Source organism: Paenibacillus typhae (assembly GCF_900099765.1).
GTDB classification, from domain to species: Bacteria; Bacillota; Bacilli; order Paenibacillales; family Paenibacillaceae; genus Paenibacillus_AQ; species Paenibacillus_AQ typhae.
Genome location: NZ_FNDX01000001.1, coordinates 262,301 through 275,143, shown reverse-complemented (window position 1 = coordinate 275,143; position 12,843 = coordinate 262,301). Strand labels below are relative to the sequence as shown.

At 43.0% G+C, this 12,843-nt stretch carries 8 protein-coding genes; 1 reads left to right on the top strand and 7 read right to left on the bottom strand.

What is annotated here, in order from left to right; all coding sequences use genetic code 11:
* Positions 1-148: 148 nt before the first annotated feature.
* The 7 genes from BLR64_RS01075 to BLR64_RS01045 all read right to left on the bottom strand — a co-directional run bounded on the left by BLR64_RS01075 (position 149) and on the right by BLR64_RS01045 (position 12,092).
* Positions 149-772 carry a TetR/AcrR family transcriptional regulator gene (locus BLR64_RS01075; protein WP_090711335.1) on the bottom strand — a complete coding sequence of 208 codons (624 nt, stop codon included), beginning with the start codon at positions 770-772 and terminating at the stop codon, positions 149-151.
* Between the two features lie 89 nt (positions 773-861).
* Positions 862-2,475 carry a methyl-accepting chemotaxis protein gene (locus BLR64_RS01070; RefSeq protein WP_090711333.1) on the bottom strand — a complete coding sequence of 538 codons (1,614 nt, stop codon included), beginning with the start codon at positions 2,473-2,475 and terminating at the stop codon, positions 862-864.
* A 131-nt stretch (positions 2,476-2,606) separates the two neighbouring features.
* The gene (locus tag BLR64_RS01065) at positions 2,607-5,153 is read right to left on the bottom strand and encodes an alpha-L-rhamnosidase (RefSeq protein WP_090711331.1); all 2,547 of its coding nucleotides are present in this window, start codon (positions 5,151-5,153) and stop codon (positions 2,607-2,609) included.
* On the bottom strand, positions 5,146-6,621 hold the full coding sequence (locus BLR64_RS01060; RefSeq protein WP_090711329.1) for an MFS transporter: 1,476 nt from the start codon (positions 6,619-6,621) through the stop codon (positions 5,146-5,148). Before BLR64_RS01060 ends, BLR64_RS01065 begins: the two co-directional genes overlap by 8 nt.
* A 13-nt stretch (positions 6,622-6,634) precedes the next feature.
* Entirely contained in the window at positions 6,635-9,073 is a 2,439-nt protein-coding gene (locus BLR64_RS01055) for a beta-glucosidase (protein WP_167360570.1), read from the bottom strand.
* 176 nt (positions 9,074-9,249) lie between these two features.
* Positions 9,250-10,455 (bottom strand): helix-turn-helix domain-containing protein, encoded by a 1,206-nt coding sequence (locus BLR64_RS01050; protein ID WP_090711325.1) that lies wholly within the window; start codon positions 10,453-10,455, stop codon positions 9,250-9,252.
* Between the two features lie 107 nt (positions 10,456-10,562).
* Positions 10,563-12,092, bottom strand: coding sequence for an NAD-dependent epimerase/dehydratase family protein (locus BLR64_RS01045; RefSeq protein ID WP_090711323.1), 1,530 nt, complete (start codon positions 12,090-12,092; stop codon positions 10,563-10,565).
* A gap of 178 nt (positions 12,093-12,270) precedes the next feature.
* Between BLR64_RS01045 and BLR64_RS01040 the strand changes: the two genes are divergently transcribed.
* Entirely contained in the window at positions 12,271-12,831 is a 561-nt protein-coding gene (locus BLR64_RS01040) for a TetR/AcrR family transcriptional regulator (protein ID WP_167360569.1), read from the top strand.
* Positions 12,832-12,843 lie beyond the last annotated feature (12 nt).

The window sequence follows — 12,843 nt, the reverse complement described above, 5'->3', positions numbered from 1 at the left end:
CCGCAAAGGCAGCTGATCATCGGATTGGCGATGATGGCACTACCCGAAGGTTTGTTTTTCTGTGGCTGGCGGCATTGTGGATCCGCCGAAGGGGCTGCCTCAAAAGCTACTTCCTTACGGCCAAGAAAAGATATAAAGGTTTACCCATTTAAAATCCATCTCTTAAATATTCAAATACATTATCTATATATTTGTGATACGATAACTCATTTAAAAGATCTCGAGGCTCCTGACCTGGTACCAGTTCATTCATTGTATCGTCTACCAAAGAAAAAATAGCCGCACATACCACCCTGGCGAGAATTCGGGTGTATTTAGTGGAATATCGGTCATTGAATAAAAAGTCTAATATCTTTTTAATGGTAACCTGAGCCTCATCAAGCACCTTTAATACATAGGGTTGAAGTGTCGGATTTTTCTTTGACAGAATTATAAGCTGCTGAAGGTTCAGGAGCAGTTTTTTCGTTATTTTCAATTGGGATATTTGGTACATCACTTCAAGTGGAGAAGCATCTAAGGGCAAATCATCAATCATATCCAAGATCTTATTGTAGTTATAAGAAGACATAACAGCCATAGCAACGGCTTCCTCTTTGCAGGAGTAATAATTGGCAAAGGTTCTCCTTGAATAACCTGCGCGCTGTACCACATCCTCGATAACAAATCCAGCCAGCCCTCTTTCCATCGCTAATTCAAATGCCTTTTGTGCTAAGATTTGAGCTGTCGCTTCCTTTTTAATCTCACGTAAAGTGCGTATCCTTGCAGCCATCATTGCATTTTTCCGTCCAAATCATTCTTTTTATTCGCCTCAAAACGTTCTGAAATCCGCTCCATGTCGCATACCTACTTCCTCTTAGGAACTTAAACTTTATATGCCGTAATTGTTGCCTGTAGGTCGGCTGCAGACTCACGTAATTGGCAAGTGAAATTATTATTCTCTTTAATAATGCTATGCTGATAACGTGATTGCTCTACAGCATCTTGACTGCCTTTATAACTCTGACCAGCAATTGCTGCTAAATGTTGTATGGAGGCATTAACCTGTTGAGTACCCGCTTGCATCTCTTGAGTTGCTGCCGATATCTCTTGTATTTCTTTTGAAATATTCATAGTCCTGGACATAATCGTTTCAAAAGCAGCATTAGCCTCCAAAATTGATACCTCTGTTTGTTCAATTTGACATTGCCCTAACTCCATTTGATTTACTGTTGCTACCAAGTTCTCCTGTATACTAGAAACTATTTCCCAAATATGATTGGATGAATGTGTTACCTGCAGCGACATTTTCCGAATTTCAGAAGCAACGACTTCAAATCCTCTTCCCTGTTCACCAGCACGGGCCGCTTCTATACTTGCATTTAATGCAAGCAAATTGGTTTGTGATGCTACTGATTTAATCAGTATAACGACATCACTTATAGCAATAGATCGCTTCTCAAGCCGTTTTAAGGAATCGGCACAATTTGTAATTGTGTTCTTCAGCTCCTGTGCGTGTTCAAGCACTTTCTCAATCAATACCTTTCCATTTTCTGACTCTCGCTCAGACAGTATAGAATTATCGGCAACAACAGAGGTAGAGCTCGTAATTTGGGCAACTCCCCTAGCCATTTCCTCGACCGCTTGAACACACTCCTGAGTGCTTTGCAACTGGTTGAGTGTCCCTAACTCAATCTCTTGAATAGCTTGATTTATCTGATCAATTGAGCGCTCGGAATGTATCATAGATTGGGTTAAATTGTCTGCAGATTCAAGGACCAGAAGTGTTGTATTCTGTGAAGTTCGTATGAAATCAGCCAGATTCAACCGCATCTTCTCAAAAATTTCTGCCAGCTTCCCAAACTCATCTTTCGATTTTATATATAGATTATCTGTCAGTCTGCCTTCTGATATCACCTTTGCCCCTTTGATCAAACGTCTAATAGGACGGGTAATGGACTCTGAGAAGTACACGCATAAAGTGACAACGATGATAATGATAATGGCCTGAAAGGACATTGCTTGTTTAAAGGCTCGCCAGTTAGATTCAACAGCCTCATCTAGCCCCGTTTGAATTCTTTCAATATTTGAATCTTTTATACCGGATATTAATATTGTAATCTCTTCACCGGCTTTTTGATCTCCAGCTTTAAATTGTTTAAATAAAGGCAGTAATTTATCAGTTTCCTTTTCAGCTTCTTGATTAATCTGTCTATACCTCTGTAACTGTTCAGTGAAATGTTCTGAAAGCTGGCTTGTCTGTTGACTCACGTTTTCCTTAGCACTGTATCCCACAGCTCCGAGTAAGCTCACTAACTGATAGTTGGATAATGTCTGCTGAAGATCCACAGCAATCAGTGAGGATTGAAGATCATTGTCCTTTATTGCTATAACTTTATTATTTTGCTTACTTATTGTTAGATTGAGAAATCCAATTGTAGTAAGGAATAAGAGAACTACAAGCCCAAAAGCCATAAAAAACTTTTTTCGAATATTCATCACACTTCTCCTTCACTGCTAATGCAATTTAGCCACTTATAACCTCGAAACGCCGCAGTTAGAACAACCAGATCTAATCTGCGGCGAAGTTAAGATATCTATAATGTTACAAAAATTGAAAACGAAAGGTCTCAGACTTCACAGGTGAACTCAAATTGTCCGCTCTCCAGTCTGTGCTGCTCCCCATTTGGCATAACAAGTGTGCATTCAGTCGATACCGGCACTTGAACATGAACAGTAAATCTGTTTTCTTCAATACTCCACTCAGAAGATGCATATCCATAAGGTGTCTGGATGCTTCCTTTTGCTGACGTAATTCCGCCTCCTAAAACGGGCGCAATCCGGAAGGTCTTATACCCCCCGCTTGTTGGCTCAAGCCCAACCATTCGTCTGTACAACCAGTCTCCAACTGCACCGTTAGCATAATGATTGAAGGAGACCATCCCTCCACCGGATTCTTCATCTGATTTGTTTCCGCTTAGATCACCGATATTCACTGTTCCATCCGGGCGCAGTGCATCCCAGCGTTCCCAGATGGTTGTTCCTCCGGCTTTAACCTCATACAGCCAGGACGGACATCCCTCTTGAAGCAGCAGCTCGTATGCTTTGTCAGGATATCCATTATCTGATAGAGCAAACAATAGATAAGGGGTTCCTGTAAAGCCAGTGGTCAGCTTATTGCCTGCCTCACGGACAAGCCGGACAAGATTATCCGCCATAACAGCCGTCTCTTTACCTTCTGTCATATTGAAATGAAGCGGAAGGACATAGGCGGTCTGAAATTCTTTTTTCAAATTACCTTTACCATCAGTAAAGACTTTGCGATAAGCCTCAATAATTCTGGATCTTAGCTTCCGGTAATAAACGGAATCCTCTTCATAGCCAAGCAAGTCAGCAATTTGGGCAGCCAAGCCGCAAGAGTTGGCAAAATAAGCTGTCCCGACCCACTTACCTTTCTTTAGCCACTGCCTGGCTGTCTCATCAGGTGCGCACCAGTCTCCAAAATGAAACGGGAAACGCCAGACGTGACGGCTGTTAGGTGTAAACGAAAAAAGTTCAGACCACCACTTGGCCGCTTTCAAAAATTTCTTGATCGTTGGATATTGCCGCTCCAAAAGCCGCTTGTCGCCCCGGGCAAGGTATTCTGCCCAAGGTACAAGAATGCAGCTGTCTCCCCAGGCAGATGTAGCCATCCTTGGCCAGTGGTCGCCTGCGCGGGGGACAACCATAGGAAGGCCTCCACCTGGTGCCTGCTCCGCCCGCATATCTGCCAGCCATTTGTCCAGAAACCGGCTTAGATCAAAATTGTAGCAGGCAGTCCGGGCAAATACGGCAATATCACCGGTCCACCCCTGACGTTCATCACGCTGCGGGCAGTCTGTAGGAATATCAACAAAGTTAGATTTGCCGCCCCAACGAATATTGCTGTGTAATTGATTAATTAATTCATTAGAGCATTCGAATTCGCTGATTTCCTCAAAATCGGAATGAAGCACCAGGGCTGATAATTCCAAATCTCCAGCATTGATACCTCTTACACCTACATAACGGAATCCCATATAGGTTAGGCGCGGAGAGTACGTTTGTGTACCCTCTTTGCAAATATAGGTTGCTGTCGCTTTCGCGGTACGTAGCGATTTAACGAATAACTCCCCGTCAACAAGAACCTCGGCGTGGCGAAAGATCACTTCCTGATGATGCTTACCGAGCAGTTTTGCCGAAATGACTCCGGCGAAATTCTGACCGAAATCATAGATCATTTCCCCGCCCGGTGAAAGCGTACACGAAATCGGCTTCAGTACTTCCTGAACACGGACCGGATCTCCATACTGTGCCGACAAGAGAGGATTCTTGCGCGGAGCTGTCAAGGTTGCCTGTTTCCATACAATCCGTTCCAAGTCTACAGTGGCATCATAAGTCTCTCCGTCATACCATTCGGCCATGCGGTAGTTACCCTCTTCTGAGACCTGCCAGGATTCATCTGTAACCACTACATCATAGGATCCGTCGGTATACTCAATATGCAATTCGCATAGAAACGCTTGCCGGTCGGCACTGATCTTGTTCTTCCGGACGTAATTGAAGGATCCGGCTGCCCAACCACCAGCTACGACAGCGACTAAATTATTATCAGTCCCGAGTGAGCCGCTAACGTCATACGTTTGATATTGTATTTGATGATCATAAGAGGTGAAGCCTGGAGCAAAGTAGTCCCTCCCCACCTTGCTGCCGTTCAACATCAGCTCGTAGACACCTAGTGCCGTAGCATTAATCCATGCGCGGCGTACAGGCTTGCTTATTGTGAACGCACGCTTGAAGGTCATTGGAACAGGTGAAACCTTTTTGGGAAAATCATAACCTCCATCTGTAATCCATTTCCCCTGCCAAAGAACTCCCAACCGTCCCGTTTCAAAAGATGTCTCAGCATCAGCGGTTTGTCCGCTTGTCCCTGTTGCAGTGACATGAACGCTATACGTAGTAAAGGGCTTCAGTTCTCCGCTGTATACATTATTGATTTGATCCGTGGTTTCATATTTCCAGTCCCCTATGGTTATCACTGCGCTTAACAAGCGTTCACCTTCCACATCGGAATCGAGCGCAAATGAAATATTAGGACTTCTATCCGTGATACAGCCTTGTTCCATATTTTCTATTTTTAATTTGTTTATTTTAAGCATCGTTTTGTTCCTCCCTGCGGTCCTTCATTACTTTCTGTTTAAGTCCCAGCCCCTTCTCCACATTTAAGAAGATCAGCAAGACAATTAAGATCATACTGGTAATCGTTTCAAATCCGACAAAAGCAAAGGTGATCATGTCCTGGACAGATTCTGACTGGGTACTGACTAACTCACCTGCTGTATTATAAAAAGGGGCTGCATAACCCGAAAAAGATAACATGCCATTGAAAATACCTGTACATAAGCCACCCATCGTTACGGCAATAGTGGTATATACAGACATCGCAATTCCATCACACCGAAACCCGGTTTTCCATTCCATATGGTCTAGTGTGTCTGCGAATAATGCCATAAAAATATAGGCGCTGGGCAGAAAGCCTAAATTCTTAATGAATTGCCCTGCCAGGACAATTGGCATGCTGGCCGGATAAATCCAGCAAACGGCACTGCCGATGCCAACCAGAACAAAACCTATAAGAGTTACATTCCTTTTCCCAAATTTTTTGGCTAACGGCCATACAGCAAAAATCCCAATGCCAAGCGGAACTCCGCCTACAACGGAAATTAACGTCTGTGTAACACCATCACTATAGGTCCCTAGCACATAGTTGCAATAGTAGACCAGGCTCAGATTTTTCAGACAGACACCAAAGGTATAGATTAAAAAGTAACTTAGAATAATCAACATATACCGATCCGAAACTATAGCCTTCAGCTGCGTTCTAAAGGGTAACTTGGACTCACCATCTTCAATATTTCCGCCTGTACTCTCAGCCGTCACGCGTTCCTTCGTAAAAAAATATTCAAGTAGAGTAAGTGGTAAGACTGCTATGGAAATAACGCACATTACGAGGATCCAGCGGCTTTTATCAACCCCGATAAGCGGCAGAATAGTCATTGGGAAAATCAAGGCTACAATAATTCCACTCATCATAATCGTGGATACCTGACTGAATACAGACAATTTTCCGCGCTGTATGCCATCACGGGTAGAAAGAGGCACCATTAAATTATGGCCTACATTATAAGTCGTGAAAGCTATTGAATAATACAAATTGTAGGATAGAACAATCCAGATCACCTGTATTTTCGTATCTGCTTGTGGAATAAGGAACAGCAGTATGCCAGATACCAGCATTAGCGGTGCAGATAATAACAGCCAAGGCCGTGCTTTTCCCTGTCTTGTTCTGGTGCGGTCAATTATATATCCCATAACAAAATTCGCTATGGCGTCAAGGATCTTTGAAACGATCGGAAATACAACAAGGAACACGCCGCCGCCAACGGAGGTCAAACCAAGTACATCCGTGTAATAAACATTCAGATAAGCCGCCAGAACGGCATTCAACAGCAGCGCTCCGGAAGGACCAATCAGATAACCGAGCCAGCGTTCCTTCGCAGTAGTATCCGCTGAGGTTACCCGGGAATTCATGGCATTCGATTGAAAAACCGCTTTCATACGATTCATTTTTTTACACTCCTTATTGTTCACCCGGAAGAGGAAGCGGCTTTTCCCTTTTTAAAAGGGGCTTCAGCCCTTTGATAAGGTTCCCGTTAGCCAGTTCTGCAAAGCCGATCGCCGTTTGGTATGTGAATTTCCCTCCTGATGACATGCACATGGAGCGGATTGAATTGTAGGGCATCATTTTTACGACAAAATGGGAATTTTTCATTCGGGTATCGCGTTCCAGTGAATCCGGCATTGCTTTCGCTTTTTTATAATCCTTTTGTATGACATGCATAACTCCGGTATACAGGATGCGTCCCATCAAAGTTCTCTTGAACTCAGCCAGAGTGGATTCGATTGTTAATTTAGATTTTGATACTGCTACTGGGAGAGGATATCCGACCAGATCTGTAAAGGCAGAAGGGATACTGAGCGGCGGTTTATCGTAAGCAGCCATAATATCAGCCGAATAGGGACTTACGGCTTCCTTCTCACCGGTTATTGTTATAGATGCGTTTAAACGAATATCGGCTGCCGAGGCGGCCACAGCTATTTCATAAGTGCCATTCTCCAGAACCCACCGCTGCTCTTTAACGTTCCAGTATGATAAATCAGATTGGTTAAAAGTCAGCTCAACCGTTTTGGTCTCTCCTTCTGTCAAGAATACTTTGGTGAAGGCACGGAGCTCTTTATCCGCTTTAAACACCTTGCCGCGATTATTTTTCACATAGAGCTGTATGACCTCGGAGCCGCTGCGGCCGCCTATATTTGTCACATCCGTCTTCACTGTAATCGTCTCACCGCTCTGGCTAAAGGATAAGTTGCTATATTGAAACGATGTGTATGACAGTCCGTATCCGAAAGGGAACCGAAGTGTGGTACCGGCTTTATCGTAGAAGCGGTATCCGACATAAATACTTTCATAGTAATTTGAGTTAGCACTGCGGTTATAATCGGCGTAACAGCTTGTACTGCTGTTATGCATGGGCCAGCTTTCTGCAAGCTTCCCTGATGGTGTAACTTCCCCGTACAGTAAAGCCGCTGCAGCTTCTCCTCCATACATCCCCGGCAAATACATATTTAGCATGGAAGAAAGCTTATCGAAGAAAGGCAGTTCTACAGGTGCGCCGGCGAATAAGACGAGTACTACTTTTTTTCCTGTAGCAATGAGCGCGTTTAACAACTCTGTCTGGTTAGCTCCCAGCTTCATATGCTCCCGGTCGAAACCTTCACTCTCCTCGAAGTCGGAAAGCCCCCCGAAGAACAGAATGGTATCTGCCTGCTTCGCGGCATTAAGCGCTGCTTGCTCCAACGCAGTGTCCCTTTCCGTATAAAAACAGCGAAATCCCTTTTCATATATGTAAGAAACTCCGCGTTCATCAAACGCGTTCATAGGGGTAATGACCTTGGGCGGGTTGATCAGTGACGAACCTGCTCCCTGATAACGCATTTTTTCGAACATCTCACCGACAACAAGCAGGTTTTCCTTTCCGCTTAACGGCAGAGTGCCGTCATTTTTAAGGAGCACTGCACTGTCTTTGGCGATCTCACAGGATAGCTGTGCATGAGACTCTGGATTATAACCCCCGCCCTTGGGCTTCTTGGAAGTGCATTGTTCAACAAGGCCCAGCATTCTTTCAACTGCTTGATCCAGCTTATGCATAGGTAATTTACCGGTTTTGGCTGCTTCAATGACTGTTTTCCGGTTATGCCACACACCACCAGGCATGTCGAGGTCACAACCCGCCAGAACACCTTCTACGCGGTCGCAGGTAGCACCCCAGTCTGTCAATACAACGCCTTCATAGCCCCACTCCTCTCTCAATATAGAAGAAAGTAATTTCTTGTTTTGAGAAGCAAATACTCCATTCAACTGATTATATGAACACATCACAGTATAAGGCTTCGCCTCTTTAACAACGCTTTCAAATGCACGAAGATATATTTCCCTAAGTGCACGCTCATCTACGATACTGTTCCCTACAAAACGGAAATTCTCATTTGAATTGGCTGCAAAATGCTTTACACTGCAGCCTACTCCCCTACTTTGAACCCCCTGTACAAATGCCGTGCCGAACTTCCCTGAAACAAGCGGATCTTCGGAATAATACTCAAAGTTTCGTCCACATAGCGGACTACGCTTGATATTAACTCCCGGTGCAAGCAACACATCCACTTCCTCGGCATTACATTCTTCCGCAATGGCTTCACCCATTCTCTTTGCATACTCCGGGTTCCAGGAAGAGGCAACCGTAACTGAGGTCGGAAACGCAGTAGAATGTGCATTGTCGGAGACAGCGAATCCGCCGCCTGCGCTTCTAACCTTTCGAAGCCCATGCGGACCATCAGTTAAAAAAAGTTTCGGTATACCTAGTCTAGGTATTCCATTTGTATTCCAGGAATCAATACCTTCGAGGAGCGCCGCTTTTTCTTCAATTGTTAACAGATTAAGAAGCTTTTTCTTACTTTTCATTGTTTCCTCCTTGCAGTAATTATTGTCCCAGTCTACGACATTTTCATCAGAACGTATTGTACATCTATGAACTGGATTGCAGATTTCGAGCATTTTCTATAACAATAAAAAAGCAATCGAATACCCGCAGCTATACCGGGTACTGATTGCTTTAATGTGCTTATTATTTGAGGTAGCTACGTACAATTTCTAAAAGAATTTCTATATTTTAAAGGAGTCTCTCCTGTATATTTTTTAAATTGATTTTGGAAATAGCTCTGTGAGGAGAAACAAAGATAATTACTGATCTCACTCAAAGGTTTATCAGAAAAAGCCAGCAGCTTTCTTGCTTCCTCCATTTTTATCTTATGGATATAACTGCTTAAGCTAATACCCATATCCTCGTTGAACCTCCTGGATATATAGGAAGCACTAACACCCAAATCAGAAGCAATCTTACTGACTAATATAATGGAGTTTATATTTTTTTTAATACTTTGAATACATTCGATAGTAATGAGTGAAGCCTTTTCAGGAATTTCGTTCATCGCCACTCTCCCGGCAAAATCAAAAACCATTTGTTGCCGCAAGAATGAAAGAGTGTCAAGCCGGGACAAGCTTTCTGACTGCTGAATATACGTATCGCTGAGATGATAAGCCGTTTCCATATCCAACCCACCTTCTATAGCCGCCCGGGTAACCAAAGTGACGCTGGCAATAAAAATATTTTTCTCCTGACGCAGCGCATCCTTTGCAACAAGACCGCCTTTGCCGCGTACAGAATTTTCAAATAAAGCCTTCAGCCTTTCCACATCACCAGTACGCACAAATTCAATGATTTGTTGCTCGAGAGTATAAGTATTATGGAAGGTAAGTTCCGTCTCTGTTTCATACAAGTTTTGTGACATCTTATTCTTAATGTCTGCTTCAAAGCTGTTGAAATGGTTACCAGTCATCAACAGCTTCTCAACAGTTATTCTCTTCCTTGTAAGAGCAAAGTTAAAAAAGCAAAGCGAATTCAAAAAGCCTTCAAAAGAGATTAAGGGAATTTTAGTTATAAATTCAGCAAATAATGTGCTGTGTTGATAAGAAATTGTAGAATGAATCATAATCTTGGAAAGATGATTTTTTGTTAAGGGCGTGTAGTAGCCCGGCCCCAATATAAACTCTCCTGCTAAACCATCATTAGTAATCTTCCCGTAGAATAGAAAGTCTTCTGAAACATGGTAACTCACATTAAACTCATCCTGGGCCAGAACAGGCAGTGCTTTGCCTACGGGGTCTAAATATGAAGGAATATCAGGCAACATCCGGACAAGCTGCTCATTTGAGTAATATCGTATTGGTAACCCAGTAATATTATAGAAAGAATCCAATAGAAAATAGATATCTTTTAAAGACATGGTATCCACCTCTGTACCACCAGTATGCGATCTTAGTTGATTACAATATGCTTGCTTACAAAGAAAAAGCTTGCCCTCTAGGAACAAGCTTTTCAACCAAGGACATTTTATTTATCTTCAATATCTAATTCAGATACGATTTTTTTATATTCTCGTCCATCATCCTTGCCTTGAATAGGGTTCCATACTTGGGCGAAAAACGGTTCACGCTTAGCACGTTCTTTGTAATTCCAGCTTTCACGTTCACATTGAGGGCAGAAATGTCCTCCCTCAAGAACAAGTTTGGGACTGGCGCTAAAGGTATGTCCGAATGCACATTTGAAATTAAGTTTTTCCGCCCAATCGCCCTTCGTCATCTCTGTAGATAGGCATTCACCGCCGCGGAATTTTGCAGCCCCTTTCATATCTTCAATATTTAATTGTGAAGCAGGCTTGTTCTCATCATAGCCATGATCGAGCTTTATGACTTTGTTCCAATCGGTGAATTTCTTCATCTCGGATAGTTTTCCCGGAATCGACTCCCAATTTTTCTTACTGCCCCAATAAGCTTCGATTTTCTCAATATCATTATCCTCTATAAAACGCAGTGTCCCACGTTCTTTCACAGCTTGTTTTTTCATGGTCCGCTTAATCATAGCCCCCATAAACTTCTGTCCGCCGGGCAGCTTCGTAATAACTTTAGCTACGGGAACAAGTGCACCGAGATTATCAAGGTAGCTCTGATAGAAGTACTCCATCGAGTCTCGGCGGAAGTGGAAATAATCCTCCAGCTTGTCAGAATCCAGATAATATTGCCCGTGAAAATTCCTCGTAGCATACCATTTGGGGTCGATCACATGATCTAAATTGGTGATGCCAAGCTTGCCGTAAAGCACTTGGTACATCTCCAGCGTGCTGACCCGGCAGCTTTCGCCCCCGCCAATATTGTATATATGCTGCCAGAACCCTTTATCAAGTTCTCCGTCAATATCCTGGATACACAGATTTCGCATTAATCGTCCTGAATCGCGGTCAGATACGTACTCAAGTACATTTTCCAGACAATTATGGAACATAATCGGGTCCTGAATCTTGCTCATCGCCGGGCCCATAATACCCGTTTGGCGGAGACTCACCCAATAGCTGAGTCCAGATTCAATGACCATACGCTCGGCAGCAATTTTTGAAACGGCATAGTAATCATATACACTTGGCTTGAGTGGGTCTCCTACACGTCCCCAATGGATCGGCGGCATACGGTCACCTGTTTCTGCAATTGTACCGATATTTACGAAGCGCGTTGTGTCTGCACGGCCACTTTTCTTAATGGAGTCAACGATGTTTTTTGCTGAACCATAGTTAATCTGCATGGCCCGTTCGGGAAACTCATCAGCCGCAGGAGAAACAAAAGCAGCAATATGAAGTACAATGTCTGCATCCTTCACACATTCATATACTAAATTTCGATCCAACAAGTTACCATAGACTACTTTAACACCGCTCAGTCCCTCATAGGGCTTGAGCTTTTCACGGCTGTTAGGATTGTCTAAATCAAAGAGCAGCAGCTCGCATTTCGCCAAATCGTTGATTAATAACTTCAACGTCTCTCCACCCATATTGCCCGCTGCACCAGTAATCATGACCCGCTTTTTCTTCATTTTTTTCACCTGCATCATAAGTTTATTGACAAATCACTAGTCTACCTTCAGAATACAGACACAGTGTCTATTTAACAACCATCAGTTGTTTATTGCTCTGATGTAATATAGACATTCGATGTAAAAGTGTCTATTTCAATAGAAATTTACAAATTTATTTTTTCAGAGGTGAATGATATTGAATCAACGTGAACGATTAACCAAACTCTTGCTGAAACAGAGCTTGATCAGCTTGCTCAAAGAGAAAAATATAAGCCAGATCAGTGTAAAGGAATTATGCACATCAGCTGGAATTAACCGCTCAACTTTCTATTTACATTACGCTAATGCATATGAACTGCTTGAACATGTTGAGCAGGAGATTATTAATAATACGAGTGCCTATCTGGATAAAATTGAAGCGGGAGACAACGGTACTACTTATATCCTGGCTTTTCTGGATTACATTAAAAAGGATGAGGAGCTATTCACTGTAATGCTCCTCACCTCTAATGAAAACGTGTTATTTCCCAAACGCCTTCTGAGTGAAATACTCAAGAATATTGATAGTCAGCTTCAACTCAACGTACCTGACAGATTGAAACGTTATACTTATTCCTACTTGGTCAATGGAAGCTTAGCGATCATACAAGAATGGATACAAGAAGGATTTATCATCTCCAGTAATGAACTGGCAGAGCTGATCTTCTCTTTAGCTGACCATTCCTTATTGGCGTTTGACACCTTAGAAGAGAAATGAGTAGCTTATTAA